We start from the raw sequence: 26,702 nt of genomic DNA on the forward strand, positions 1-26,702 counted from the left end.
GGACATACTCCTCACGTGCGGGAGGGCCAGCCTAGCCGCCGCGCCCTTCCCTGCCGGTGAAGATCAATCGCGCTTCACGCCTGCACGCACCTGCCGCCAATGGTCCTGCCAGGCCTGGAACATCAGCACGTTCCACAGGTGCGTGTGCCACTTGCGCTGGCCGCCCAGGAACTGCTGCCACAGTGGCTGCACGGCGGCGGCCGACAGCACGCCTTCGCGTTCCAGTCGCGCCGGCTGCAACAGTTCGTCCGCCCAGGGCTTCAGGTCGCCCTTCAGCCAATCACTGACCGGGGCGCCGAATCCACGCTTGGGCCGGTGCACCATCGACTGCGGCACGTACCGCCCCAGCACGCGCTTGAGCAGCACCTTGCTGGTCGACTCACTGCGCTTGAAGCCCAGCGGCAGCGACCAGGCGAACTCGGCCACGCGCCAGTCCAGCAAGGGCGCACGTGCCTCCAGGCTGACCGCCATCGAGGTGCGGTCGACCTTGCACAGCAGGTCGTCGGGCAGATAGCTGACGAAGTCGGCGAGCATCATCGCGTCGGCCGGCGTACCGGCACCATGCAGCGGATCGGCCAGATCGTAGAAGCTGCCCGCCTCGCGTGCACCGATCACCGCGGCCGCCGGATCGCGCCAGCGCGAGATGCGGTTGCGATATACATCGCCGATGCCACGTGCGCCGGTTTCGGCCAGCAACGCGGCCAGCCCGCCGGTGCGCGACGCCTCGCCCTGCTGGTGCGCACGCGCGCCCATCCAGCGGCGCAGGGGCGCGGGCACCCGTCCCAGCATCTGCCAGTTGCGCAGCGCACGCACATAGCGGGTATAGCCGAAGAACAGCTCATCGCCGCCATCGCCGGACAGTGCGACGGTCACGCCCTGGCGGGCGAGGCGGGCGACCAGCGCGGTCGGCACCTGCGAGGCATCGGCAAAGGGTTCGTCGAACATTGCCGGCAGCTGCGGCACCACCGCCAGCGCATCGGCGCCACTGACATACAGCTCGGTGTGATCACAGCCAAGGTGGGTAGCCAATTCCCTGGCCAACGGTGCCTCGTCGTGGTGCGAGCCGCTGAAGCCGATGCTGAAGCTGTGCACCGGCTGCCCGCTCTGCGCCTGCATCAGCGCCGCCACCAGCGACGAATCGGTGCCGCCGGACAGGAACACGCCTACCGGCACATCGGCGACCATGCGCAGCGCCACGGCATCGCGCAGCAGGCCATCCAGCTGCTCCTCGGCCTCCTCGATACGGCCTTGGAACGGTGCGGCCAGTGCCGCCTGCATGCGCGCGCGCGCGTCCCAGTACGGACGCTGCGCCTGCTCAGGGCGATGGGCGCTGGCCCCTGCCGCCACCGCCGCCGCATCCAGCCGCAGCACGCGCCCGGGCATCAGCTTGTAGCAGCGCTGGTGGATGCTGTGCGGTGCCGGGATGTAGTCCAGCCGCAGCAGCAGCGTCAGCGCATCGCGGTCGATATCGTTGTCGAACTCCGGGTGCTGCCACAGCGCCTTCAGCTCCGAGCCGAACACCAGGGCATCACCGGCCCAGCCGTAGTACAGCGGCTTCTTGCCGACCCGGTCGCGGGCCAGCCACAGGCACTGTTCCTGGCGGTCCCACAGGGCGATGGCGAACATGCCGTTGGCGCGCTGCAGGGTGTCCTCGACGCCCCACTGCAGGATCGCGGCCAACAGCACCTCGGTATCGGAATGGCCACGGAACGCATGCCCCAGCGGCTCCAGTTCGGCGCGCAGCGTGGCGAAGTTGTAGACCTCGCCGTTGTAGGCCATCACATAGCGACCGTCGGCCGAGGCCATCGGCTGGTGGCCCAGCGGTGAAAGGTCGAGGATGCTCAGGCGCCGGTGGGCCAGGGCAATGCCAGCTGCAGCATCGACCCAGGTACCGCCGTCATCCGGCCCGCGATGGTGCAGCGCCTGGCCCATGGCCAGCGCCTGCGCCTGCAGCACCTCGGCCGGCGTCTGCGCCGCCGGCAACAACATACCCGCCAATCCACACATGCATCAGGGTTCCTGCGCCAGGTCGAGGGCGGCGCCAATCACCGTATTGTCGCTTGGAAGCCCGAACATTGCTGCCCCCGCCAGCGGCGTATAGGTATCGGCACCGCAGACCCGGCGCAATGGCAGGTGGCCGTGCCCGGCCTCGACCAGCGCGGTGATCACGCCCTCGCCGATGCCGCCGCTCTGGCGCCCCTCATCCAGCACCAGCACCCGTTGCGCGGTGGCGGCCTGGGCGCCGATGAAGGCCGCATTCAACGGCACCAGCCAGCGCAGGTCGACCACACGCACCTGCCAGCACAGCTGCTGCTCGATGGCGACCGCTGCGCGCAGCGCCATCGGCACGCCGTTGCCATAGGTGAAGATCACCAGATCGCTGGCATCCGGCGCATACACCCTGCCCTCACCCAGCACCAGCGCCTGCCCGGGTGCGGGGTAGTCGAACAACCACTGGCCGTCGCCGGCCGCGTGCAGATCCTTGGTCATGTAGAGGGCGATCGGTTCAAGGAACACCGCTACCCGTCCATCCACGCGGGCCAATGCCGCCAATGTGCGCAGCATCATCACCGCATCATCGCCACGCGACGGACAGCCCACCACCAGCCCCGGAATGTCACGCAGCGCCGTGATCGAATTGTCGTTGTGGAAATGGCCGCCGAACCCCTTCTGGTAGCCCAGCCCGGCCACCCGTACCAGCATCGGGTTGCGGAACTGGTCGTTGGAAAAGAACTGCAGCGAGCAGGCCTCGCCGCGTACCTGGTCGATGGCGTTGTGCAGGTAGGCCAGGTACTGGATTTCCGGAATCGGCAGCATGCCCATGTTGGCCAGCCCCTGGGCCATGCCCAGGATCATGGTCTCGTCCAGCAGCGTGTTGAACACCCGGCGCGGGCCGAAACGGCGCAGCAGGTCGCGCGTCACCGTGTAGACGCCGCCCTTCTGCGCCACGTCCTCGCCAAACAACAGCGCCTGCGGGTACTTGCCCAGCAGCTCCTGCAGCGCATGGTTGATCTGTATCGCCAGATGCCGCGGCGGTTGCCGTTCGGGCAGCGCATCGGCGCCGCCGTACAGTGCCTGCCGGGCCTCGATGGGCGCCACGCGCTCGGCCTCGGCCTGCACCGCTGCCGGCGTATAGGGTGCCAACGGCGTGATCACTTCCTGCAATGTCTGCAGCTTCGGCCGCGTATCAGCATCGATGGCGGCGGCCATGCAGCGCGCGCGCAGGGTTTCATAGGCGGCCTCGACGCCCGTCGCATCCATCCAGCCCGATTCCAGCGCGATCTGCGCCGAGCGCAGCAGCGGGTCCTGCGCCTCGGCCGCGCACAGCTCGGCCAATGCGCGCCATTCCACTTCGAAGTCGGTACCGGCGTGGCCCATCAACCGCGTGGTGCGCAGGTGCAGGAAGGTGGGCCGACGCATGCGCCGGCAATGCTCGACCGCCGCCTGCACCTGCGCGTGTCCGGCCGCCAGGTCCAGGCCATCGGCAAAGAAATAGTCCAGGCCCGGTTGCCGGCTGAAGCGCTCTGCGATCCATCCTTCAGGGGTCTTCACCGAAATACCCAGGCCATTGTCCTCGCACACGAACAGGATCGGCACCGGCAGCTTCTGGTAGGCCGACCACATCGCGGTATTGAACGCAGTCTGCGCGGTGGCATGGTTGGCCGACGCATCGCCGAAAGAGCACATCACGATGCTGTCGGCGGGAATCGGCAGCGGCTGGCTCAGGCGCCTGCCACTCTCGATCGCCAGCGCGGTACCCACCGCCTTGGGCAGGTGCGAGGCGATGGTCGAGGTCTGCGGCAGCACCCACAGCGGCTTGCTGCCCCACACTTTGTGACGGCCGCCGCTGGCCGGATCATCGGCACTGGCGGCGAAGGACAGCGCGGCGTCGCGCACCGGATCCATGCCGGGCACCAGCCGCGCACGCTCGGCCATGAACGCACCGGAACGGTAGTGCAGGAAGGCAGGATCGGTGTGGCGGCAGGCGCGCGCAAGCAGCGCGTTGCCTTCATGACCGGACGAGCCGATGGTGTAGAAAACCTTGTTCTGCACGCGCAGCACGCGCGCCATCAGGTCCAGCTGGCGACTGACCAGCTGCGATTCGAACAGTTCGCCAAAGGCGGTGGCGGTGAGGGTGCTGCCCGGCAGGATCGGCGCATCCGGCGCCGGGCGCGGACGCGGGATGCCGCGCCAGTCGCGCACGGCCTCGAGGAAATTGGCGTCGCAGACCTCGGCGCGGTTGAGGCCACGCATGCGTGCAGGAATGGGATCAGGAACCACAGCGAACATCGAACACCCTCCGTGCCGTTGTTGCAGACCGTAACGCCAGGCCTGCCCGACCCTTCCGCTGGTCGAGCACGCCCGACGCTGCAGGGGAATCAATCCGGTGCGTTGAACCGCGCGCGCACCTCGGCGGTCACCGCGGGCATGGGCACGAAGCGAGGCTGCGCACGTACCCGCTGCAACCAGGCCCGTACCTGCGGGAATGGATCCAGTGCGATGCCACCGTCTGCGGCGACATTGGAATAGGCAAACAGAGCGATATCGGCGATACCGTAGTCATCGCCGGTGAACCACTGCGCCTGCCGCAGATGCTGCTCCATCACGGCCAGCGCGCTGGCAGCGCGCTCATGCAGGCGCGGCAGTTCGGCACGGCGTGGCGAGTCGGCCGGCGTCCAGCCGCGGATGAAGCGTGCCACCGCCACGCAGGGTTCATGCGTGTACTGCTCGAAGAACATCCAGCTCAATGCCTGCGCACGCTGCCAACCGTCGGCGGGAAGATACGGCGTTCCCTCGGCCAGCCAGAACAGGATCGCATTGGATTCGGTCAGCACGCGGCCGTCGTCGCGCACGATCAACGGCACCTTGGCATTGGGATTGAGGGCGAGAAATTCCGCGGTATGGGTCTGGCCGTGGGCGCTGTCCACCTCCACCCAGCGGTAGCGGCTGCCGAGCTGCTCCAGCAACAGGCGCACCTTGTGGCAATTGCCCGAGACCGACATGCCATGCACCGTCAACGCACTGCGTTCTTCCACCATTGCCTGCTCCAGGGAGGTCCCGGCCTGCAGCCGGCTGCCCGCAGTCTGGCAAGCCATCTGGCGATTGCCAAGCGCGGGTGCAGCATGGCGATGCGGGGGTGCCGGCCGCTGGCCGGCAACCTCGATGCAGCTGGATTGGGGCGACTGCCGGCCAGCGCTCAGCGTGTGCGCTGTTGCCACTGCCCGCGCGATTGCCCCCAGATTTCCAGCGGCTTTCCTTCATAGGGCGGTGGCAACTGCCCCATGCGCAGCAGCGTACTGCCGAGCTTGCGTGCAACCACCTTCGAATTCTCGTTGTCTTCGGCGATGGTGTGGATCACCTCCTCCCAACCCAGCGTATCGAATGCCCAGTCGATGGCTGCGATCGCCGCCTCCGGTGCGTAGCCCTTGCCCCAACTGGCCCGGCGGATGCTCCAGCCGACCTCGGTGCCGGGCCAGTCCTGCGGCTGCCACGGCCCCATGCGACCGATCCATTCACCGCTGGATTTCTCGATCACGCTGAACATCGAGAAGCCGAACAGCTGCCATGCGCCGGCCAGGCTGCAGAAGCTGCGCCATGCCACCGAGGGTGCCTGCACACCGCCCAGCGTGCGCATCACTTCTTCATCGGCGCAGAATGCCAGATAGGGGGCGTAGTCCTGCCGCTGCGGCGGACGCAGGATCAGGCGTTCGGTTTCGATGCGCAGGTCGAAGATGCTCATGGCGTCATGGTAGAGCCACACCACGCGTGGATGAACCCCACCCATAAAAAAACAGGCCAGCAGAGGCTGGCCTGTTCGTTGCCCATGTTGCCGGACAATTACTGACGGTTCGCGGTCGCGTCGCCGGCTGCAGCCGTCTGGGTGACCAGCTGCCCATCCACCACCGGCAGGCGATCGCTGGACGGCTTGTTGTCCATGCGCACGGTCTTCTCTGCGCCGTCGTAGCGGTAGGTCACGTTGTAGCCCTTGACCACGTCACTGGTGCCCATGGCAATGCGGTTGCCCGGCTTGCTGCCCATGCGCATCGTGCCGGTGGTGCCGTCTTCATTGCGGTAGGTCACGTTGTAGCCGGTGACACGGCTCGACTCGGAGGTCGCCGTTTCGGTGTGGCACTGGCGCTCGGTGCGGTTGACCACACGGCCACCCACATGGCGCTTGTCGACCTGGTTGCCGATGAAGCCGCCGGCCACGGCACCGGCAGCGGTCGCGGCCTTCTTGCCATTGCCGCCGCCGACCTGGTTGCCCAGCAGGCCACCAACCACGGCGCCGACCACGGTGCCACCGACGTTGCCGTCACGCTCGGGCAGGCGTTCCTGCACCACCACGTCCTGGCAGACCTCATGCGGGGTCTGGGTGGTGGACGTCTCGCGTACCGGATCGGTGCCGATCACGGTGGCATAGGCCTTCTGCTTCTCGGTGATCGGATCGACCTTCAGCACATCGGCGTATTCCAGGCCGCGCGGCGCGCTGGCGTCCACTGCGTTGCCGCGCGCGCCATCGTCGGTGGCGTTGCCATCGACCAGGCGCGATTCACTCGGATTTCCGGCGCTCAGCTGCTCGGGCGACTTGTCGCCGCTCTTCATGAAGGCGGCGGTTGCGATACCACCGACCAGCAGCGCGCCCGCTGCGACCAGGACAGTTGTAGTTGTGCTTTTCATGACCTGCTCCTTGCGGACCGTCCGCAACGTTCTCAGGCCAGATTGCAGCATGCGGTGCCTGAACGGAATCTCCACATTTCCTGCTCGTCGCCGTAACCCATTCAGCATCTGGAAATGCTGGGCCCGTGGTAGCGTTTGCACATTCCCCAGGAGGACCTCCGCCATGGCCAACCCGATGCTGCTGCCGGTCCTGCAATGGGCACGCCGGCTGCGCTACCCCACCCTGTTCAAGCTGACCGCCGGCCTGTTCGTGCTGACCCTGTTCATCCCCGACCCGATTCCGTTCGTCGACGAACTGGTGCTGGGCTTTGGCACCCTGCTGCTGGCCAATTGGAAGAGCCGGAGCGCGACCACACCCCCTCCCCTGGAGCAGCGTTGAACCTGCTGGTCGACAGCCACTGCCATCTGGATGCTGGCGAATTCGATGGCGATCGCGCGGCGGTCATCGACCGCGCGCGCGATGCCGGCGTGCAGATGCAGGTGGTTCCGGCCGTCACTGCGACCAGCTGGCCGAAGCTGCGTGAGGTCTGCCAGCAGGCGACGGGGCTCTACCCTGCCTATGGCCTGCACCCGATGTTCCTGCACCAGCACCGGCCTGGACACCTGCCGCAACTGCGTGAATGGATCGAACAGGAGCGCCCCTGCGCGATCGGCGAATGTGGGTTGGATTTCTTCGTCGAGGGCCTGGATGCCGAGGCGCAGCATGAGTATTTCCTCGGCCAGCTGACGCTGGCCCGCGAGTTCGATCTGCCGGTGATCGTGCATGCCCGCCGTGCAGTGGATGCGGTGATCACCGCGATCCGCCGCATCGGTGGCCTGCGCGGGGTGGTGCACAGTTTTTCCGGCAGCCCGGAACAGGCCGCGCAGCTGCACAAGCTGGGATTCCTGCTCGGCCTGGGCGGACCACTCACCTACGAGCGTGCGCAGCGCCTGCAGCGGCTCGTCCGCGAGATGCCGCTGGAACAGTTGCTGCTGGAGACCGATGCGCCGGACCAGCCCGACGCGGGCATCCGTGGCCAGCGCAACGAGCCGGCGCGGCTGGCGGTCATCGCCCGCCACATCGCCGCGCTGCGCGGGATGGAACTGGACGCCGTGTCGCAGGCCACCACGGACAACGCACGGCGGCTGTTCAACCTGCCGGCCTGACCGGTAACGCCGGGCCAGGCCCGGCGGCATTGTGCTGGTCGCGCTGTGCGCTCGCCGGGCATGGCCCGGCGCTACCGATCACGCGTCGGCGTGATCCTCGGCCACTTCGGCCTTCACCTTCCTCGGCTCCAGCAGCATCTCCAGCGCCTTGCCCACGGCCGCGAACGCAAACGCGCCGGTGATGTGGGTGGCCGCGCCCAGGCCAGCGCCGCAATCGAGCTTCAGGGCCGCATCCGCGCCCAGGTTCGGCCGCAGGCCACAGACGCTGCCGTCGGCCTGCGGATATTTCACGTTTTCCAGCGAATACACCGCCGGCACGCCGAAATAGCGCTTGGCATTCTTCGGGAAGTTGAATTCACTGCGCAGCTTCTTGCGGATCAGCGCCAGCATCGCGTCATGCTCGGTGCGCGAGACATCACGGATGCGCACCAGGGTGGGATCGGTACGGCCGCCGGCCGCGCCGACGGTCAGCAACGGCAATTTGCGGCGGCGGCACCAGGCGATGGTCTCCACCTTCACCCGGAAGCTGTCGCAGGCATCGATCACCAGGTCGAAACCGCGGTCCAGCAGTTCGGCCATGTTGGCCGGGGTCAGGAACGCCTGCACGGCGTCGACCTCGATCTGCGGATTGATCGCCCGGCAGCGCTCGGCCATGGCCTCGGCCTTGTTGCGGCCGTAGTTGCCTTCCAGCGCCGGCAGCTGGCGGTTGGTATTGGATACGCAGATGTCATCGGCATCGATCAGGGCCAGATGGCCCACCGCCGAGCGCGCCAGCGCCTCCACCACCCACGAGCCGACGCCGCCCATGCCGACCACGGCAACACGGCTGCCCTGCAGGCGCTCGAGCGCGCCGACGCCATACAGCCGTTCAATACCGGCGAAGCGTTGTTTGACCTGTTCGTTCATCGGGCTATTTTAACGTGCAGGTCCCCTGACTACAGCACGACGACGCCGAACCCACCGTTGCACGCCCGGAGCGCCCGCCATGAGTAGTGCCAGCCCACCCCGCCGCCCGTCCACCGCCCACCGCTATCTGTTCGTGCTCGGCCTGGGCCTGCTGATCGGCCTGATTGCCACGGTGATGGTCGGCCGCGCACTGCAGGCACGCCGCGATCCGTTCCCGGACAGCCTGATGCAGGTGATGCAGCGACAGGCGGATCTGCTGCAGCAGGCTCAGCAGCAGAACCGCTGCAGCCTGGCCGACAGCGTCCCGCGCGTGCAGGTGCTGCGCCTGCTGTCCAACGATCTGGACCAGGCCTTCCCCGGATTGAAGGACAGCCGGCAGTTCCAGCAGCACGCCAGCCAGTACCGGGCCGATCTCAATGCGGCATTGGCCAGCCCGCCCATCGACTGCAACGCGTTGGCGCAGCAGGTCCAGGCAATGCAGGACGATTGCCGGGCCTGTCATCAGGACTTCCGCTGATTCATCTTCGAGTGGGCGAACGCCGAGGTGGTTGGCGCCTTGTTCACGTTGGAAAGAGGAGGATTCGCTCACCCTGCTGCATGACGCAGTACCACCCAACGCACCCGCCTTCACGGCCAGGAGATGCCCCATGAAGATCCAGCTCATCGCCGCCAGTGTCATTGCAACCGTCGGCCTGGCCGGCTGTGCCACCTCGCCAGGCTACGGTGGTGGTGGTTACAACAACGGCTACAACAACGGCGGCTACGGCAACAACTCCGGTTACAACCAGGGCCGCTGCGCGGACTGCGGCATCGTCACCCGCATCAGTGCCGTGCAGTCCGGCCGTACCGCGCCCTCCGCCACCGGCGCGATCCTCGGCGGCATCGTCGGTGCGGTGGCCGGCCATGAGATCTCCGACCACACCGGCGGCAGCCGCGGCAACAAGAACATCGCCGCCGCCGCCGGCGCCGTGGGTGGTGCACTGGCTGGCAACCAGATCCAGAAGAACGTCACCAGCGATACGTATGACATCAGCGTGCGCATGGACGACGGCCGCACCATCGTGGTCAACCAGCGCGACCTCGGCGGCATCCGCGAAAACACCTATGTCCGCGTGGTCAACGGCAAGGTCATCCTGCGCTGAACGGCAGCGGGCCCCGGCCGATCAGAACCGGAGCAACAAAAAAAGGCCCGCTTGCGCGGGCCTTTTTCATGCCGGCAAGCGGCAGGTATTACGCCGGCTGGACCTTGTCAGCCTGCAGGCCCTTCTGGCCCTGCACCACTTCAAAGCTCACAGCCTGGCCTTCCTTGAGGCTCTTGAAGCCCTGGGTCTCGATGGCACGGAAGTGCACGAACACGTCCTCGCCATTCTGCCGGCTGATGAAGCCGAAGCCCTTGGCATCATTGAACCACTTCACGGTACCGTTCTCGCGATCAGCCATCTCACTAACTCCCTTTGACTCTCTCTTGTTGTTGGATACGCCTGTTGGGCGGCTGACAAGCAAGGGGGAAGCGAGGTGCATCGATGCAGCGGATCGGAATGATCTTGCTTCATCAGGCCACGATCCACGGTGACCTTGCCAAGCTCAGCGACTGCAACTTAACCCGACCAAAACAAAAAAGCAACTGGAAAAAACCCTTCACTGTCAACCCCAAAAAGACAACCATACTGGACAGCATGGACCTCTCATTCATCTTGTATCTGCTAGCGGTCATTTTTGTCCTCATCGGCATCGCCGGCATCGTCCTGCCGGCCCTGCCGGGCATCCCGCTGGTCTTCGTCGGGCTGGTGCTGGCCGCCTGGGCAGACGGCTTCGTCCATGTCGGCTGGCCCACCCTGCTGATCCTCGGCCTGCTTACCGCGCTGTCGCTGCTGGTCGACGTACTGGCCACCGTCGTTGGCGCCAAGCGCGTGGGCGCCAGCCGCAAAGCGCTCTGGGGCACCTTCATTGGCAGCATCGTCGGCCTGTTCTTCATGCCGATCGGATTGTTCGCCGGGCCGTTGCTGGGCGCGCTGCTGGGCGAGTACTGGCATACCCGCGAGCTCGGCCGCTCGACCAAGGTCGGGCTGGCCACCTGGCTTGGCATCCTGCTGGGCCTGGCGCTGAAGCTGGCGCTGGTGATCGCGATGCTGGGCCTGTTCGCCTTCGCCTGGTTCCTGTGAGGCATGCGGCCTTCACGCAGCGCGCACGCACACGCCGGGCATAAACCCGTGGGGCTGGCCGTTACCGGATGCAGCCGCCACACTGTCCCTCTTTCCGCATTCATTCCGAAGGGCCTGCTGCAATGACCCTCTCTCCGTTGTTTCCCCGCCTTGCACCACTGGCGTTGGCGCTGGCCAGCGCGCCTGTGGCTGCCCAGGAATTCGCGCCCAGCGCCGAGGCCTCGCCGGCCGCCTGCGCGGCCATCACCACCGATGCCGCCCGCCTGGCCTGCTACGACCGCCAGTTCGGGCGCACGCCGCAGGCCACCGCCGAAGCCGACGCGGCCGCCGAAGCCGCTGCACAGGCGCGCCGCGAGCAGCGCAACACCACGCGGGTGAGCCAGGGCGAGGAGAAGCTGCGCGAGCGTGTCAGCGATCTGTTCCGGTCCGAAGCGCCGGACAGCGCACTGGCCAATGCCGGCCGCGGTTCGCTGCTGGACAGCCGCTGGGAACTGGCCGAGGACTCCAAGCTGGGCCCGTTCCAGCTGCGCGCGTACAAGCCGGTGTACCTGCTGCCGGCATTCTGGACCAGCGACCGCAACACCATGCCGCACTCGCCGAACCCGGCCAACAGCGTGACCACCCCGCAGGTGCTGGACAGCGCCGAGCTGAAGTTCCAGATCAGCTTCAAGACCAAGATCGCCGAGAACCTGTTCGGCGACAACGGCGATGTCTGGGCGGGCTATACCCAGAGTTCGCGCTGGCAGGCCTACAACGGCGAGGACTCGCGCCCGTTCCGCGAGACCAACTACGAGCCGGAAGTGATGATGGTGTTCCGCAACGGCTACTCGATCGGTGGCTGGCGTGGGCGGATGACCGGCATCAGCCTCAACCACCAGTCCAACGGCCGTGCCGATCCGCTGTCGCGCAGCTGGAACCGGGTGATCCTCAACGTCGGCCTGGACCGCGAGAACTGGGCACTGGTGCTGCGTCCCTGGTACCGCATTCCCGAGACCCGCAGCGACGACAACAACCCGGACATCGAGGACTACATGGGCCGCGGCGACGCGACCCTGACCTGGAACCACAAGGGTCACGAAGTCTCGTTGATGGCACGTCATTCGCTGCGCACCGGTGACCGCTCGCACGGCGCGCTGCAGCTGGACTACGGCTTCCCGATCAGCAATCTGCTGCGCGGCCATGTGCAGATCTTCGACGGCTATGGCGAGAGCCTGATCGATTACAACCACAAGGCGACCTACGTCGGCGTCGGCGTGTCCCTGCTGGAGTGGTTCTGATGGATGTGACGATCTGGCACAACCCCGCGTGCAGCAACTCGCGCGGGGCGCTCAAGCTGATCCGCGACGCCGGTTTCGAACCGGTGGTGATCGACTATCTCGGCAGCCCGCCCGACGTGGCCACGCTGCGCCAGGTGCTGGCCGAATCCGGCTTGGCCGCGACCGCGCTGGTGCGCAGCAAGGAACCCGAGTTTGCCGCACTGGGCCTGCAGGGAAGCGATGACGACGCCCTGCTGGCCGCGATGGCCACCCACCCACGGCTGATCAACCGCCCGGTGGTACGCACCGCGAAGGGCACCCGCCTGTGCCGGCCCCCGGAAACGGTGCTGGAGATCCTGTAACCCGCCCGCTTTGGTAGAGCCGAGCCATGCTCGGCTGCGGTTCGCGTGCCACCCGTAAATGCAGCCGGGCATGGCCCGGCCCTACAAAACGGGTTACCGCCAGTCGGTGATGCCTTCGCGGCGATAGACCTCGGCGAACGCCGGGCGCGCCTTCAGGCGATCCGCATACGCCTTCAACACCGGCCAGTGGTCGCTGGGGGTAGGCATGTTGCGTGACCAGCGCATCAACATCACCAGCATGAAATCGACCACGCCCGGCGCATCGCCGAGCAGGTAGGGACCGCCGTCCTGCAGGTGTGCGGCAACGTGCTGCCACGCCGCCTCCAGCTGTTGCCGTGCCATCGTACGCACAGCCTCGATGCACTCGCCACCCGCGGCCTCCTGCGGATAGAACCAGGCGCGGTATGCCGGCTGCACGGTGTTGGCGCACCAGAACATCCAGCGATAGGCCTCGCCGCGTGCCGGCGTGCCGACGGCAGGCAGCAACCCTGCCTGCGGATGACGGTCTGCCAGATACAGCGCGATCGCGGCCGCCTCGGTCAGCACCTGGCCGTCGATCAACAGGGTCGGCACCCTGCCCGCCGGATTGAGCGCCAGATAGCCGGCTGATTTGTGCTCGCGCGTATCGAAATCGAGCAGCAGCAGTTCGTGCTCGATGCCGAGCTCGATCAGCAGCCAATGCACCACCAGCGAGGCGGTGCTGGGGGAACCATACAAGGTGGTGCGCATTAGGACCTGTCCTGGGCGGGGAACGGCTGATTATGCGCGCTGTCCCCGGCGCGGTCAGCCGCAGGTGCTCATGCAGGTATCACGCCGCTCGCCGCAGCCCATCATCGGTGCCCGCAGCGTACAGTCGTGCGCCTTCAACTCGCAGGAACGACGCAGTTCCGGATGCTCGATGTCCTTGCAGCGGTGGTCCGGCGTGGGTGCCACCTGCTGCTCGCAGCTGGACTGGCGGCTGCCGATCCCCTGGCCTTCGGCCATGCAGCTGCGATAGCTGGCCTGGCACTGCATCTGGCACTGGGCACCGGCACTGAAGCCGCCGCCACCGCCATACGACGAAGATGACGTACTGCAGCCGGCCATGACCAGCAGGATGACAAGGGAAAAGCTGCGCAACGGGTTCACAGGACGCTCCTTGTTCAATAGAACGGCAGACTGCCAGGCAAGGGCGACTGCGGCGAAAACACTGCGTATTCCTTGATGCACAAGCAGCTTTCCTTCCCTGGCAACGCGCACACCCTAGCAAAGCCGCGCGGTTGCAATCGTTAAACGAAGAACGGCGCCACCCGGGCGCCGTTCTGCAATCGGACGGGCGTGGTCGACGCCGCGCCGATCACTCCACCACGACGGGAATCTTGCCGATGCGGGCCTGCCATTCGCGCGGGCCGGTCTTGTGCACCGACTCGCCGGTGGAATCGACGGCCACGGTCACCGGCATGTCTTCCACGGTGAACTCGTAGATCGCTTCCATGCCCAGGTCCGCAAAGCCGACGACCTTGGCCGCCTTGATCGCCTTGGACACCAGATAAGCCGAACCACCGACGGCCATCAGGTAGGCCGACTTGTGCTTCTTGATGGCCTCGATCGCGGCCGGACCGCGCTCGGCCTTGCCGACCATGCCCAGCAGGCCGGTCTGTGCCAGCACCTGCTCGGTGAACTTGTCCATGCGGGTGGCGGTGGTCGGACCGGCCGGGCCTACCACTTCGTCGCGCACCGGATCGACCGGGCCGACGTAGTAGATGAAGCGCCCCTTCAGATCGACCGGCAGTTCCTCGCCCTTGTTGAGCATGTCGACCATGCGCTTGTGCGCGGCGTCGCGGCCGGTCAGCAGCTTGCCGTTGAGCAGCAGCGTCTGGCCCGGCTTCCAGCTGGCCACGTCTTCCGGGGTGATCGTGTCCAGGTCCACACGGGTGCCCTTGGACGCGTCGTAGGTCAGCTTCGGCCAGTCTTCCAGCGACGGCGGGTCCAGCATCACCGGGCCGCTGCCATCCAGGGTGAAGTGCGCATGGCGGGTAGCGGCGCAGTTCGGGATCATCGCCACCGGCAGGTTGGCCGCGTGGGTCGGGTAGTCGTTGATCTTGATGTCGAGCACGGTGGTCAGGCCACCCAGGCCCTGCGCACCGATCCCCAGCGCGTTGACCTTCTCGTACAACTCCAGACGCAGCTCCTCGATGCGGTTGGACGCACCACGGGCCTGCAGCTCGGTGATGTCGATCGGCTCCATCAGCGCTTCCTTGGCCAGCAGCATCGCCTTCTCGGCAGTGCCGCCGATGCCGATGCCGAGCATGCCCGGCGGGCACCAGCCCGCGCCCATGGTCGGCACGGTCTTCAGCACCCAGTCGACGATCGAGTCTGACGGGTTGAGCATGGCGAACTTGGTCTTGGCTTCCGAGCCACCGCCCTTGGCGGCAACGATCACCTCCACGGTGTTGCCCGGCACCACCTTGACGTTGACCACGCCCGGCGTGTTGTCCTTGGTATTGATGCGCTTGCCGGCTGGATCGGCCAGCACCGAAGCGCGCAGCTTGTTGTCCGGGTACAGGTAGGCGCGGCGGATGCCTTCGTTGGCCATGTCCTCCACGCCCATGCTGGCGTCATCCCAGCGCACGTCCATGCCGATTTCCAGGAACACGGTGACGATGCCGGTGTCCTGGCAGATCGGCCGATGGCCTTCGGCGCACATCCGCGAGTTGATCAGGATCTGCGCGATCGCCTCCTTCGCTGCCGGCGACTCCTCGCGCTCATAGGCGGCGGCGAGGTTCTTGATGTAGTCGACCGGGTGGTAGTACGAGATGTACTGCAGCGCGTCGGCGACGGACTGGATGAGGTCTTCCTGCTTGATCGATGTCACGGATTGCTCGCTTGCTGAAGGCTGGCGGGGGTAATCCGCCCATTTTACCCCCTCCCTCGACCGTGGGGTGGTGGTGCCGGCCGCTGGCCGGCAAGATCCGACCCTGCCCTCTGTCACGCTGCGCCCCGCTGGCGCGTCCTTGCCCACATGAACGCCGAAACCGCCTTCCAGACCCACCGCCCGCGCCTGATGGCGCTGGCCTACCGCCTTCTTGGCAGCCGCAGCGACGCCGAGGACGTGGTTCAGGACGCTTGGCTGCGCTGGGCCGGCAGCGATGCGGCCGCCATCGTCGACCCCGAGGCCTGGCTGGTGACCACCACCACCCGGCTGGGGCTGGACCGGCTGCGGGTAGCCAAGCGTGAACGTATCCACTATGTCGGCCCGTGGCTGGCCGAACCGCTGGCGATCACCCTCGAACCCGACCCGGCGCCCGGCCCTGCGCAGCTGCACGCGCTGGCCGACGACGTCTCCGTGGCCTTCCTGACCCTGCTCGAACAGCTCGGACCGGAGGAGCGCGCCGCCTTCCTGCTGAAGGAAGCCTTCGACCACGACTACCGCGAGATTGCCGAGCTGATCGGCCACAGCGAGGCCAATTGCCGGCAGCTGGTGCACCGGGCCCGGCAGCGCCTGCAGTCTGGGCGGCCGCGCTTCAATGCCGATGCCAGCCAGCACCGGCAGCTGCTGGCGCGTTTCATGGACGCCTCCCAGCGCGGCGACAGCGAGGCCATCCAGGCGCTGCTGCATGCCAACGCGCTGCTGGTTTCCGATGGTGGTGGCGTGGTCACCGCAGCGGTGCGGCCACTGCTGGGCGCCGAGCGTATCGGCCGCCTGTACTGGGCCATCGCCCGTCGCGGCGCGGCGCATCCGGCACAGCTCGGCTACGTCAATGGCGAACCGGCGATCCTGCGTTTCGAAGGCGACCACCTGCACTCGGTCACCACCATCGAGGTGGTCGATGGCCGCATCGCCAATGTGTACAGCGTACTGAATCCGAACAAATTGCCGTCGGTTGTCACGCGCGGCGATGCTGCGGCGTCCTTGTAATGAAAGGCGGCCACCGTGGCCGCCGTGGAGCCGAAAATGTCCGACCACGCCTCTCCCCGCGTTCCCTACGCCCGCCTGGCCGCCGATGCCTTCAAGGGCCTGCTCGCCACCAGCAAGGCGGTGCATGACAGTTCGATCGATCCGACGTTGATGGAACTGGTGTTTCTGCGCGTGTCGCAGCTCAACGGCTGCGGCTACTGCATGGACATGCACGGCACCGCGCTGCGCAAGGGCGGCATCGAACCGCGCAAGCTGGATACGCTGCCCGCTTGGCACGAAAGCCGCTTCTTCGACGACCGCGAGCGCGCGGCGCTGGGCTGGGCCGAGGCGCTGACCCGGTTGACCGATGGCGCACCGTCGCAGGCGGCGTTCGATGCGCTGGCACCTCACTTTGATGAAAAAGGCATCAGTGACCTGAGCATGGGCATTGCAGTGATCAATGCCTGGAACCGGCTGGGGGCTGGGCTGCTGCCGCCGCTGCCGTAAAAGGGGGCCAGCCGGGTGGGTCAGGTTCCCGCTGCTCTGGATTGGTAGGTGTCGACCTTGGTCGACACGGTAGATCCACGCCATGCGTGGATGTGGTTGGGTCGGACCCCCTCGCAATGCGAACGGATCCGACCCCGTGCGGCCACACGACTGCCCTGACCCCACCTGCACGTATCAGGCGCGCACAATGGCGGCATGCCCGCCTCTTCCATTGCCGGCGCTGCCGGCGCCAAGAAACCCAGCCTGCGCCAACGCTTCAAGGCGATGCGCAACCTGCCGCCGTTCCTGCGCCAGGTGTGGCAGACCAGCCGCGCGCTCACCCTGGCCAGCCTCGGGCTGCGCCTGATCCGTGCGCTGCTGCCGGTGGCGATGTTGTACGTCGGCAAGCTGATCATCGATACCGCCCTGCACCTGAGCCAGCACGGAGCCGGTTTTCCGCCGCTGGGCGAGGCGCTGTCCAGCGGCCTGCTCAATCCACTGCTCGGCCTGCTGGCACTGGAATTCGGCCTGGCGATCGCCTCGGACCTGCTCGGCCGGCTGGTCAGCTATGCCGATGCGCTGTTGTCGGAGCTGTTCGCCAACGCCACCAGCGTGCGCCTGATGGAACATGCAGCGACCCTGGACCTGGAGGATTTCGAGGACCCGGACCTGCAGGACAAGCTGGACCGCGCACGGCGCCAGACCATGGGCCGGATGAACCTGATGAGCCAGCTGTTCGGCCAGGTGCAGGATGCGATCACCGTTGCCAGCCTGGCCGTCGGCCTGCTGGTCTACGCACCGTGGCTGATCCTGCTGCTGGCGCTGGCGCTGGTGCCGGCCTTCATCGGCGAGTCGCACTTCAATGCGGCCGGCTACAGCCTCAACTTCCTGTGGACGCCGGAGCGCCGCCAGCTGGACTACCTGCGCCAGCTCGGTGCCAGCGTGGAGACGGCCAAGGAAGTAAAGATCTTCAACCTGCACCGGTTCCTGGTCGACCGCTACCGCAGCCTGTCGGCGGCACTGTTCCTGGCCAACCGCGCGCTTGCCCGGCGGCGGGCGTTCTGGGGCACGTTGCTGGCCGCGCTGGGCACGCTGGGCTACTATACCGCGTATGCCTATATCGCCTGGCGCACGGTGCGTGGCGATTTCTCGATCGGTGACCTGACCTTTCTCGCCGGCAGCTTCCTGCGCCTGCGCCAGTTGCTGGAAGGCCTGCTGATCGGGTTCTCGCAGGTGGCCAGCCAGGCGCTGTACCTGGACGACCTGTATTCGTTCTTCCAGATCGAACCGGAAATCCATTCGCGAAAGGACGCGGTGCGCGTGCCGCAGCCGATCCGCGACGGCTTCGTGTTCGAGGACGTGGGCTTCCGCTACCCCGATGCCGAGCAATGGGCCGTGCGCCACCTCGATTTCCGCCTGCACGCGGGCGAAGTACTGGCACTGGTCGGCGAGAACGGCGCGGGCAAGACCACCCTGGTCAAGCTGCTGGCACGCCTGTACGAACCGGACGAGGGCCGCATCCTGCTGGATGGGCGCGACCTGCGTGACTACGACCTGGACGACCTGCGCGCCAATCTGGGCGTGATCTTCCAGGACTTCGTGCGCTACAACCTCAGTGCCGGCGAGAACATCGGTGTCGGCAAGGTCGAAGCGATGGACGATCGCGCACGGATCTCCGATGCCGCCCGCCGCGGCATGGCCGAGGAAGTGATCGCTGCCCTGCCCGGCGGCTACGACCAGCAGATCGGCCGCCGCTTCCAGCAGGGCGTGGACCTGTCCGGTGGGCAGTGGCAGAAGATCGCCATCGCCCGTGCGTGGATGCGCGATGCACAGGTGATGATCCTGGACGAGCCCACCGCGGCACTGGACGCCCGCGCCGAGTTCGAGGTGTTCCAGCGGTTCAGGGAATTGGCGGATAATCGTACGGCAGTGCTGATTTCCCACCGCTTCTCTTCAGTACGCATGGCCGACCGCATCCTGGTGCTGGCCGATGGCCGGATCGAAGCCAGCGGCACGCACGCGCAGCTGATGGCACAGGGCGGCCGCTATGCCGAACTGTTCGAACTGCAGGCGGCCGGTTATCGCTGAGAACGCCTCTCGTTCCGCCTAATGAGAACCTATCTCATTTGAGATAGAATTGTCCCGACGACTTCCAATAGATACGCCCATGTCCTCCGCTTTCGGCGCCGAAACGGTGCTTGAGGTCCGCCACTGGACCGACGCCTACTTCAGCTTCACCCTCACCCGTGACAGCGGTTTCCGCTTCGAGAACGGCCAGTTCGTGATGATCGGCCTGGAGACCGATGCGCGGCCGCTGCTGCGCGCGTACTCCATCGCCAGCGCCAACTGGGAAGAACAGCTGGAGTTCTTCAGCATCAAGGTGCAGGACGGACCGTTGACCTCGCGCCTGCAGCACATCAAGCCAGGCGACAAGGTACTGGTCGGCAGGAAGCCCACCGGCACCCTGCTGATCAGCGACCTGCACCCGGGCAAGCACCTGTACCTGCTGGGCACCGGCACCGGCCTGGCACCGTGGCTGTCGGTAATCAAGGACCCGGAGACCTACGAGCGCTTCGACAAGGTGATCCTGTGCCACGGTGTGCGCTACGAAAAGGACCTGGCCTATCGCGATTATTTCGAGAAGGAACTGCGCGAGCATGAGTTCCTGGGCGAAATGGTCGGCGACAAGCTGCTGTACTACCCGGCGGTGACCCGCGAGCCGTTCCCCAACCAGGGCCGCCTGACCTCGCTGATGGAAAGCGGCGAGATGCAGCGTACGCTCGGCCTGCCCGAGCTGAGCCCGGAAAACGACCGCGCGATGATCTGCGGCAGCCCGCAGATGCTGGCCGACCTGCGCACCGTGCTGGACAGCCGTGGCTTCCAGACTTCGCCGCGCATCGGTACGCCCGGGCACTACGTGTTCGAGCGCGCGTTCGTCGAGAAATAAGCCGCCTCGGTAGCGCCTCGATGCCGCCGCGCAGCTGCTCCGGCTTGGTGGTCGGCGCATAGCGATCCACCACCTGGCCCTGGCGATCGACCAGGAACTTGCTGAAGTTCCACTTGATGCGGGCGATGCCCAGCAGCCCGCGCTTCTGCTGCGACAGCCATGCCCACAGCGGGTCGGCACCCTCGCCGTTGACCTCGATCTTCTGCGACAGCGGGAAGCTGACCGGGTAATCGATCGAACAGAACTGGCGGATCTGCGCAGCATCGCCTGGCTCCTGCGCACCGAACTGGTTGCAGGGAAAGCCGATCACCACCAGGCCGCGATCACGATAGTCCTGCCACAGCTGTTCCAACCCGGTGTACTGCGGGGTGAAGCCACAGCGGCTGGCCACGTTGACCAGCAGCAGCGGACGGCCCTGGTACTGCGCCAACGCCTGCGGCTGGCCTTCAAGGTCACGGAAGCTGAAATCGTAGGCAGTGGTCATGGCGGTGGGCCGTGGGCGGTGATTGCATGGTACCCGGGCAGCCACCCATGGGGTGGCCCTGCTGCAGGGCGGCTTTGCCAACATGCCTTTTGACACAAGTGCGCGCGCGCCGGGCCGGGTTACCCTCGGGCCCTTGTTTGCCTTACCGGAGTATCGACCTTGACCACCCGCCTTGCCCTTGCCGTGGCCATGACCCTCGGCCTTGCCCTGCCCGCCTATTCGGCCAGCGCTGCCGCCCCGGCCGCCGCTGCCAATGCCCAGCAGGCCAATCCGTTCTTCGCCGACAGCCCGCTGCCGCTGCATTTCCCGCAGTTCGACAAGATCAAGGACAGCGACTTCGCCCCGGCGTTCGACGCCGGCATGGCGCAGCAGCTGAAGGAAGTGGAGGCGATCGCCAACACCAAGGCCAAGCCGACCTTCGACAACACCATCATCGCCCTGGAAAAGAGCGGTGACACCCTGGACCGTGCGACCACCGTGTTCTTCAGCCTGGTCGGCGCCGACACCAACGACACCCGCAAGAAGCTGCAGGCCGACTATTCGGCGAAGTTCGCCGCGCACAGCGATGCGATCGCGCTCAACGGCAAGCTGTTCGCGCGCATCCAGGCGCTGTATGACAGCCGCGCCACCCTGGGCCTGGACGCTGAAGGCGTTCGCCTGGTCGAGAAGTACTACGACAACTACGTGCGCGCCGGCGCCAAGCTGTCCGAGGCCGACAAGACCAAGCTGAAGGAAATGAACGCCGAGCTGGCCAACCTCGGCACCAAGTTCAGCCAGAACGTGCAGTCGGAAGTGAACGCTTCGGCGATCACCGTCAACGACGTCAAGGAACTGGACGGCCTGTCCAAGGAGCAGATCGCCGCTGCCGCCGAAGCCGCCAAGGCCCGTGGCCTGGACGGCAAGTACGTGATCACCCTGCTCAACACCACCGGCCAGCCGCCGCTGACCAACCTGGCCAATCGTGCCCTGCGCCAGAAGATCTACGAAGCGTCCACCACCCGCGGCAGCCGCGGCGGTGAGTTCGACAACACCGCGCTGGTCGCGCGCATCATGCAGCTGCGCGCCGACAAGGCCAAGCTGATGGGCTTTGCCAACTTCGCCGCCTACAACCTGACCAACCAGACCGCCAAGACCCCTGAAGCGGTCAATGCGATGCTCGGCAAGCTGGCCCCGGCAGCGGTGGCCAACGCCAAGCGCGAAGCCGCCGACCTGCAGGCAATGATCGACCAGGAACAGAAGGCCGCCGGCAAGCCGACCTTCAAGCTGGAGCCGTGGGACTGGGCCTTCTACAGCGAGAAGGTGCGCCAGGCCAAGTACAACTTCGACGAATCGCAGCTGAAGCCGTACTTCGAGATGAAGAACGTGCTGGAGAACGGCGTGTTCTTCGCCGCCAACCAGGAATTCGGCCTGACCTTCAAGCAGCGCACCGACCTGCCGGTCTACCACGATGACGTCACCGTCTATGACGTGTTCGATGCCGATGGCAGCCAGCTGGCGATCTTCATCTTCGACCCGTACGCACGCGCCTCCAAGCGCGGCGGTGCGTGGATGAACTCGTACGTCTCGCAGTCCAAGCTGACCGGTTTCAAGCCGGTGGTGGCCAACCACCTGAACATTCCCAAGCCGCCGGCCGGCCAGCCGACCCTGCTGACCTGGGATGAAGTGAGCACCACCTTCCACGAGTTCGGCCACGCCCTGCATGGCATGTTCTCGAATGTGAAGTACCCGTACTTCTCGGGCACCGCGGTGCCGCGCGACTTCGTCGAGTTCCCCTCGCAGGTCAACGAGATGTGGGCCGACAATCCGGCCATCCTGAAGAACTACGCCAAGCACTACCAGAATGGCTCGGCAATGCCGCAGGCACTGCTGGACAAGGTGCTGGCCGCGGCCAAGTTCAACCAGGGCTTTGCCACCACCGAATACCTGGGCGCCGCCATGCTCGACCAGCGCTGGCACCAGATCGGCCCGGACCAGGTACCGGCCGCCAAGGACGTGATGGCCTTCGAGCGCGCCGCGCTGGAGAAGGACGGCATCTACTACGCGCCGGTTCCGCCGCGTTACAGGACCCCGTATTTCAGCCACATCATGGGCGGCTACTCGGCCGGCTACTACGCCTACATCTGGTCGGAAGTGCTCGACGCCAACACCCAGAAGTGGTTCCGCGACAACGGTGGCCTGAGCCGCAAGAACGGCGACCACTTCCGCGCGACCCTGCTGTCCAAGGGCGGCAGCGTGGATGCGATGCAGCTGTTCCGCGATTTCGCTGGCCACGAGCCGCAGATCGAACCGTTGCTGGAAAAGCGTGGCCTGACCGGCACCGGCAACTGATCGCCGGCACCGCATGGCATGAAACGAAAACCGCCCGGGAGACCGGGCGGTTTTTTTTGTTGGTTCATCCACACAGGGCGTGGATCTACCCATCCATGCATCGCGTGGATCCACTGCACGATTGCGTGGTCGCAATAAATCCACGCCATGCGTGGATGCTCTCTGGTCACCGCCGAAACAGCCGCTCCCACCATCGTTTCTGTGGAGCTGCGGGAGCAGTATCGACCGCCACCGGATCCGAAGCTCCCGCCATGAACTCCGCCAGCTGGGCCGAGGCGGCCTCCGCATACAGCAACGCACCTTCCGGCGCGCAGTTCATCAGATTGCTTAAGCTGGTCGATGCATTGAGATCCATCGGGTTCGGCTCGACCACCTCACTGGCCTCCAGCAATCCGCATCCGCTGGCGATCGCGTCATCGACAACACGCCAGAAAACAACCAGGCGACCATCGGAGAACAGCTCCTCCAGACGCGCAGCCAGCGCGCCGTCCACTGCATAATCCGCGCGCAATTGCTTCAGACGGGCATGCGTGATGAACACGCCACCACCATAGTTTTCACGCAGATGGTTGCGGGCGGCAGCGTCTGCCCATTGCAACGGCACCAGTTGCCGCCAGTCCGCGAAATAGCGGGCAACCACCGGATCGTCGATGAAAAACGAAAGGGCGCTCCCGCGCAGATAGTGATACCGGCGCAGGTGACCGGCCACGATCGCCAGGTACAAAGCGTGCCCCTTCTCGAAAGGCACTCCTGCGCTGATCGAGCGAGCCTCCTCGATGCGTTCCTGCAGCTGCTCCATGTAGAACGGCTCGATCCGGAACTGCTGCTGCAACGCATTGACCAGAGTCGCGTCCTCCAGCGCACGGAAATAGATGTCACGGATCTCCGAATCCGCGATTGGATGGTAGGTGATGTCCCAACCCATGCTGCAACGCCTTCAGGAATGCGGTAGTGCCACCGAGCCGGCAGCTTAGCGTCGACGACACTCATGCGGGAAGCAGAACGCGCAGCACTTGTAGTTGACGTCAATGAACGCCGTTTCCAGCCTGTCCGCGATTTCATCGGCCACGAGCCGCAGATCGAACCATTGCTGGAAAAGCGTGGCCTGACCGGCGCCGGCAACTGATCGGCGGCACCGCATAGCATGAAACGAAAACCGCCCGGGAGACCGGGCGGCTTTTCTTTCGCCGGGGCAGACCTGGCGCATTGCCGATGCTGGCCTTTTACCCGCTGTCGCATTCGCCGCTTGCCCTGACGTAGGTGCAAGAAGATGGCCGCGTCATATATCCCTCATTCAGCCAGATACAGCAGTTCGCGACACCACTTGTCGCAAATCGAATGGAGTTGTCAGCAGAAGATCATTCCACGACGAAATTTGACGATGGCCCCAGAACGCGCGGTGCCGCTTGTGGCCCACTCGGCTCCGACCGACCACGGAGGGAGGCGAGCACAGGAGGTGCGAACGCCAGTCAATCGTCCAGACTTCCCGTTGTGAAAAAACATGAAAATCCGCTTCAATGCTCCCCTGCTGTGTGCAAGCATGCTGGCTGGCATCGCCACCCTTTCGGCATCCCCGACCATGGCCGCAGGACGCGCCTACGATACCCAGGAGGTTGCCTGCAACGATCCGGCAGACGTGGTCTGCCTGTCATGGAACCTGCAGACCGCCCCGGGGGGATCCCGCACCGCCGACATCAATGTGACGCTGATGGAAGGCGAGAGCATTTCCGGGGTCATCAAGCCCAAGGCGAATCGGTACACGACGACCAAGCTGCGCGCCAATCCGGACCTGGACATGTACATCGGCATGGGCTTTGAACCCAACGAAACGCACTTCACCTGCAAGGTCGGTGACGGTGAGGAGTGCCGCATGAGCGGGCGTGATCTGCCGCCGATGCACTTCAAGGTCAGAGCCCGAACCGACACGGCCAACACCTCGCTGGGATACGCCTACACCGTCGCCAACTAACCTCAGGATGAGGCGCAGCAGCCCGGAAAGACACCGGGCTGCTGCGGCTGCGCGCCTCCGCCGGCGATCACCGCGGCGCCACATATCCCCCGGGCACGCCCTCCGGCGACAGCACCAGCTGCCACAGCTGCGCATGCCGGCAGCGGAAGCTGGCCATCGATCCGGCCAGATAGAAGCGCCACATGCGCCGGAAATGCTCGTCATAACGTGCGTCCAGCCGCGGCCACGCCGCTTCCACGTTACGCCGCCAGGCCTGCAGCGTCAGGTCGTAGTCGGTACCGAAGTTGTGCCAGTCCTCCAGCACGAAGCGCCCTTCGAACGCCCGGCTGATCTGCACCGCCGATGGCAGCATCGAATTGGGGAAGATGTAGCGGGCGATCCACGGATCGGTGCGATGGCGCGACATGTTGCTGCCGATGGTATGCAACAGCAGCAGTCCCCGCGGCGAAAGGCAGCGCCGGGCCACGTCGAAAAAGCTGCGATAGTTCTTGTCGCCCACGTGTTCGAACATGCCGATCGAGAAGATCGCATCGAAAGGCTCGTCAAGTTCGCGATAGTCCTGCAGCCGGATCTCGATCGGCAGGCCAGCGCACAGCTCGCGGGCGAAGTCGGCCTGCTCCTGCGAGATGGTGATGCCCACGCCACTGACACCGTATCGCTCGGTGGCGAACTTCAGCGCCTCGCCCCAACCGCAGCCGATGTCCAGCACGCGTTGCCCAGGCCGCAGCCCCAGCTTGCGGCACACCAGGTCCAGCTTGGCCTCCTGCGCGCCATCCAGATCGTCGGCATTGCGCCAGTAACCACAGCTGTAGACCAGGCGCTGGCCGAGCATCGCCTGGTACAGGTCATTGCCAAGGTCATAGTGGCGGCGGCCGACTTCGTAGCTGCCCGCCCCGGACTGCAGGTTGAACAGGCGCGCCTTCAGGGCATCGGCCACCTCGCGCCAGCCGTGCACCCGTTCGTCCAGATGCGCCTGCATCAGGTGGAACAGGAACTCATCAAGGACGTTGGCATCCCACCAGCCGTCCATGTAGCTCTCACCCAGGCCGAGTGAGCCGTGCGCCATGACCCGTGCGAAAAAACGCGGGTCATGCACCTGGATATCCTGCGGCCGGGTTCCATCGATCTGGACCCCGGCCTCGTGGAGCAGGCCGGCAACCCGCTCCTGCAACCCTGTATCCACGTCACCTCCTCGTCTGCGGCTAACCGCGCGCGAACAGCTCCACGTAGTCCTTGGCCACGTGTGGCAACAACACCGAGGCCGGCACATCGGCGGTCTGGGTGCCGTCCGAGTATGGACCCACCTGGTAGGGCGGGAACACGAAGCGCAGCGCGGTGATCTGTCCCTTGTCGTCGGTCAGCGGCTGGAACTGGCTGAAGTTGTCGGCCTGCGGACCGGTGCCGTCGGCGATCATCCGCGAGGCATTGCGCAGCGATTCCTGCAGCTGCGACGGGTCCATGTCCTCGCCGCTGAGGCGGGTGGCCACACGCTCACGCAGCTGGTCGGCGACGAAATCGCTGATCGCTTTCCAGCCCTTGGCATCGGCCACCAGCTTGTCGGCGCTCAGCATCTGCTGCTGCGCCGGCAGCCAGACGAAACGGGCAACCAGCGGTTCGCCATGGGCGCCGCCGGTGTAGCGGCTGCCGTCGGCACTGACGACCACCAGCTGCGGCGTCTCCAGCAGCTTCTCGAAGCTCAGCGACAGCTCATAGGGCATGGTCGGCTTGTCGTTGCCCAGCCCGTCCAGCGCCTGCTGCAGATCGCTGCGGGCGGAGGTGGCATAGGCCTGCAGCGCGCGTGCCAGGCCCGGATAACGATCAATGCCCGGCGGATAGCTGATGCCGACCACTTCACGTTCGTTGTTCTCGATCACATCGCGCAGATCCAACGGCGCTTCCGCTACGGGTGCCGCGGCGGTGCCGGTGGCTTCGGCCGCCGGCGCGGCCTCGGTAGCCGGCGCGGCCTCGTTCTCGCGCTGGCAGCCGGCCAGCAACAGCACGCCCATAGCGCCGGCCAGCACGCTGGCGTGCAGTGGCCGGTTGTTTCCAATCTTCATCGGGATCCCCTGTTCATGTTCATGCATCATCGCCTGCCCTGGCT

General features: G+C 65.9%; 27 protein-coding genes and 1 pseudogene. 14 read left to right on the forward strand and 14 right to left on the reverse strand.

The features are described 5' to 3' along the window. Positions 1 to 63: 63 nt before the first annotated feature. From asnB to ACUXVE_RS14470, 5 genes are all read right to left on the reverse strand, one after another. Positions 64 to 2,007, reverse strand: coding sequence for an asparagine synthase (glutamine-hydrolyzing) (gene asnB / locus ACUXVE_RS14450; protein ID WP_445514664.1), 1,944 nt, complete (start codon positions 2,005 to 2,007; stop codon positions 64 to 66). Positions 2,008 to 2,010: 3 nt separating this feature from the next. Next, on the reverse strand, positions 2,011 to 4,290 hold the full coding sequence (locus tag ACUXVE_RS14455; protein ID WP_445514665.1) for a thiamine pyrophosphate-dependent enzyme: 2,280 nt from the start codon (positions 4,288 to 4,290) through the stop codon (positions 2,011 to 2,013). An 89-nt stretch (positions 4,291 to 4,379) separates the two neighbouring features. Continuing rightward, the gene (locus ACUXVE_RS14460; protein WP_445514666.1) at positions 4,380 to 5,039 is read right to left on the reverse strand and encodes a glutathione S-transferase family protein; all 660 of its coding nucleotides are present in this window, start codon (positions 5,037 to 5,039) and stop codon (positions 4,380 to 4,382) included. A 158-nt stretch (positions 5,040 to 5,197) separates the two neighbouring features. Further along, positions 5,198 to 5,740: a GNAT family N-acetyltransferase gene (locus tag ACUXVE_RS14465; protein WP_093819031.1), complete on the reverse strand. Its 543-nt coding sequence runs from the start codon at positions 5,738 to 5,740 to the stop codon at positions 5,198 to 5,200. A gap of 98 nt (positions 5,741 to 5,838) precedes the next feature. Next, positions 5,839 to 6,678 (reverse strand): glycine zipper 2TM domain-containing protein, encoded by an 840-nt coding sequence (locus tag ACUXVE_RS14470; protein ID WP_093819030.1) that lies wholly within the window; start codon positions 6,676 to 6,678, stop codon positions 5,839 to 5,841. Positions 6,679 to 6,841: 163 nt separating this feature from the next. Between ACUXVE_RS14470 and ACUXVE_RS14475 the strand changes: the two genes are divergently transcribed. After that, positions 6,842 to 7,057, forward strand: a complete 216-nt coding sequence (locus ACUXVE_RS14475) for a DUF6116 family protein (RefSeq protein WP_093819029.1) — start codon at positions 6,842 to 6,844, stop codon at positions 7,055 to 7,057. Further along, positions 7,054 to 7,824, forward strand: a complete 771-nt coding sequence (locus ACUXVE_RS14480) for a TatD family hydrolase (RefSeq protein WP_445514667.1) — start codon at positions 7,054 to 7,056, stop codon at positions 7,822 to 7,824. The genes ACUXVE_RS14475 and ACUXVE_RS14480 overlap by 4 nt, the downstream gene beginning before the upstream one ends. A 78-nt stretch (positions 7,825 to 7,902) precedes the next feature. Here the strand turns inward: ACUXVE_RS14480 and ACUXVE_RS14485 are convergent, their stop codons facing one another. Continuing rightward, positions 7,903 to 8,730, reverse strand: a complete 828-nt coding sequence (locus tag ACUXVE_RS14485; protein ID WP_093819027.1) for a tRNA threonylcarbamoyladenosine dehydratase — start codon at positions 8,728 to 8,730, stop codon at positions 7,903 to 7,905. A gap of 79 nt (positions 8,731 to 8,809) precedes the next feature. On the opposite strand from ACUXVE_RS14485, the gene ACUXVE_RS14490 reads away from it, so the two are divergent. Continuing rightward, a complete protein-coding gene (locus ACUXVE_RS14490; protein WP_222388845.1) occupies positions 8,810 to 9,247 on the forward strand; it encodes a hypothetical protein in 438 nt (145 codons plus the stop codon). A 130-nt stretch (positions 9,248 to 9,377) separates the two neighbouring features. After that, a complete protein-coding gene (locus ACUXVE_RS14495; RefSeq protein ID WP_093819025.1) occupies positions 9,378 to 9,872 on the forward strand; it encodes a glycine zipper 2TM domain-containing protein in 495 nt (164 codons plus the stop codon). 88 nt (positions 9,873 to 9,960) lie between these two features. Here ACUXVE_RS14495 and ACUXVE_RS14500 read toward each other — a convergent pair whose 3' ends face one another. Continuing rightward, positions 9,961 to 10,170 carry a cold-shock protein gene (locus ACUXVE_RS14500; RefSeq protein WP_025876765.1) on the reverse strand — a complete coding sequence of 70 codons (210 nt, stop codon included), beginning with the start codon at positions 10,168 to 10,170 and terminating at the stop codon, positions 9,961 to 9,963. Positions 10,171 to 10,406: 236 nt separating this feature from the next. On the opposite strand from ACUXVE_RS14500, the gene ACUXVE_RS14505 reads away from it, so the two are divergent. The 3 genes from ACUXVE_RS14505 (at position 10,407) to arsC (ending at position 12,510) form a co-directional block, all read left to right on the forward strand. Further along, positions 10,407 to 10,892 (forward strand): DUF456 domain-containing protein, encoded by a 486-nt coding sequence (locus tag ACUXVE_RS14505; RefSeq protein ID WP_093819024.1) that lies wholly within the window; start codon positions 10,407 to 10,409, stop codon positions 10,890 to 10,892. A gap of 122 nt (positions 10,893 to 11,014) precedes the next feature. Further along, positions 11,015 to 12,169, forward strand: a complete 1,155-nt coding sequence (locus ACUXVE_RS14510; protein ID WP_093819023.1) for a phospholipase A — start codon at positions 11,015 to 11,017, stop codon at positions 12,167 to 12,169. Next, positions 12,169 to 12,510 carry an arsenate reductase (glutaredoxin) gene (arsC, locus tag ACUXVE_RS14515; RefSeq protein WP_445514668.1) on the forward strand — a complete coding sequence of 114 codons (342 nt, stop codon included), beginning with the start codon at positions 12,169 to 12,171 and terminating at the stop codon, positions 12,508 to 12,510. Before ACUXVE_RS14510 ends, arsC begins: the two co-directional genes overlap by 1 nt. A gap of 93 nt (positions 12,511 to 12,603) precedes the next feature. Here the strand turns inward: arsC and ACUXVE_RS14520 are convergent, their stop codons facing one another. The 3 genes from ACUXVE_RS14520 to ACUXVE_RS14530 all read right to left on the reverse strand — a co-directional run bounded on the left by ACUXVE_RS14520 (position 12,604) and on the right by ACUXVE_RS14530 (position 15,364). After that, positions 12,604 to 13,239 (reverse strand): glutathione S-transferase family protein, encoded by a 636-nt coding sequence (locus ACUXVE_RS14520; protein WP_445514669.1) that lies wholly within the window; start codon positions 13,237 to 13,239, stop codon positions 12,604 to 12,606. A gap of 54 nt (positions 13,240 to 13,293) precedes the next feature. Next, complete coding sequence (locus tag ACUXVE_RS14525; RefSeq protein ID WP_093819214.1) at positions 13,294 to 13,596, reverse strand: hypothetical protein; 303 nt, start codon at positions 13,594 to 13,596, stop codon at positions 13,294 to 13,296. 250 nt (positions 13,597 to 13,846) lie between these two features. Then, complete coding sequence (locus ACUXVE_RS14530; RefSeq protein WP_445514670.1) at positions 13,847 to 15,364, reverse strand: fumarate hydratase; 1,518 nt, start codon at positions 15,362 to 15,364, stop codon at positions 13,847 to 13,849. A 147-nt stretch (positions 15,365 to 15,511) separates the two neighbouring features. Here ACUXVE_RS14530 and sigJ point away from each other — a divergent pair, with 147 nt between their 5' ends. The 4 genes from sigJ to ACUXVE_RS14550 all read left to right on the forward strand — a co-directional run bounded on the left by sigJ (position 15,512) and on the right by ACUXVE_RS14550 (position 19,820). After that, positions 15,512 to 16,408, forward strand: a complete 897-nt coding sequence (sigJ, locus tag ACUXVE_RS14535) for an RNA polymerase sigma factor SigJ (RefSeq protein WP_445514671.1) — start codon at positions 15,512 to 15,514, stop codon at positions 16,406 to 16,408. A 36-nt stretch (positions 16,409 to 16,444) separates the two neighbouring features. After that, on the forward strand, positions 16,445 to 16,894 hold the full coding sequence (locus ACUXVE_RS14540; protein WP_222388836.1) for a carboxymuconolactone decarboxylase family protein: 450 nt from the start codon (positions 16,445 to 16,447) through the stop codon (positions 16,892 to 16,894). 195 nt (positions 16,895 to 17,089) lie between these two features. Next, positions 17,090 to 18,961, forward strand: a complete 1,872-nt coding sequence (locus ACUXVE_RS14545) for an ABC transporter ATP-binding protein (protein WP_445514672.1) — start codon at positions 17,090 to 17,092, stop codon at positions 18,959 to 18,961. A 79-nt stretch (positions 18,962 to 19,040) separates the two neighbouring features. After that, complete coding sequence (locus tag ACUXVE_RS14550; RefSeq protein ID WP_025876750.1) at positions 19,041 to 19,820, forward strand: ferredoxin--NADP reductase; 780 nt, start codon at positions 19,041 to 19,043, stop codon at positions 19,818 to 19,820. A gap of 10 nt (positions 19,821 to 19,830) precedes the next feature. Here the strand turns inward: ACUXVE_RS14550 and ACUXVE_RS14555 are convergent. Then, positions 19,831 to 20,304 (reverse strand): annotated as a pseudogene (locus ACUXVE_RS14555) (glutathione peroxidase); the annotation flags it as partial. 159 nt (positions 20,305 to 20,463) lie between these two features. Between ACUXVE_RS14555 and ACUXVE_RS14560 the strand changes: the two are divergent. Then, complete coding sequence (locus ACUXVE_RS14560; RefSeq protein ID WP_222388829.1) at positions 20,464 to 22,632, forward strand: M3 family metallopeptidase; 2,169 nt, start codon at positions 20,464 to 20,466, stop codon at positions 22,630 to 22,632. Between the two features lie 166 nt (positions 22,633 to 22,798). On the opposite strand, the gene ACUXVE_RS14565 is transcribed toward ACUXVE_RS14560, so the two are convergent. Next, positions 22,799 to 23,557, reverse strand: coding sequence for a hypothetical protein (locus ACUXVE_RS14565; RefSeq protein ID WP_445514673.1), 759 nt, complete (start codon positions 23,555 to 23,557; stop codon positions 22,799 to 22,801). Between the two features lie 63 nt (positions 23,558 to 23,620). On the opposite strand from ACUXVE_RS14565, the gene ACUXVE_RS14570 reads away from it, so the two are divergent. Beyond that, entirely contained in the window at positions 23,621 to 23,758 is a 138-nt protein-coding gene (locus tag ACUXVE_RS14570; RefSeq protein ID WP_222388825.1) for a hypothetical protein, read from the forward strand. A 414-nt stretch (positions 23,759 to 24,172) separates the two neighbouring features. Beyond that, entirely contained in the window at positions 24,173 to 24,601 is a 429-nt protein-coding gene (locus tag ACUXVE_RS14575; RefSeq protein ID WP_093819017.1) for a hypothetical protein, read from the forward strand. Positions 24,602 to 24,668: 67 nt separating this feature from the next. Here the strand turns inward: ACUXVE_RS14575 and cfa are convergent, their stop codons facing one another. Beyond that, positions 24,669 to 25,784 carry a cyclopropane fatty acyl phospholipid synthase gene (gene cfa / locus ACUXVE_RS14580; RefSeq protein ID WP_222388820.1) on the reverse strand — a complete coding sequence of 372 codons (1,116 nt, stop codon included), beginning with the start codon at positions 25,782 to 25,784 and terminating at the stop codon, positions 24,669 to 24,671. A 19-nt stretch (positions 25,785 to 25,803) separates the two neighbouring features. After that, complete coding sequence (locus tag ACUXVE_RS14585) at positions 25,804 to 26,685, reverse strand: DUF3298 and DUF4163 domain-containing protein (RefSeq protein ID WP_093819210.1); 882 nt, start codon at positions 26,683 to 26,685, stop codon at positions 25,804 to 25,806. Positions 26,686 to 26,702 lie beyond the last annotated feature (17 nt).

Source organism: Stenotrophomonas sp. 3(2025) (genome assembly GCF_052665395.1).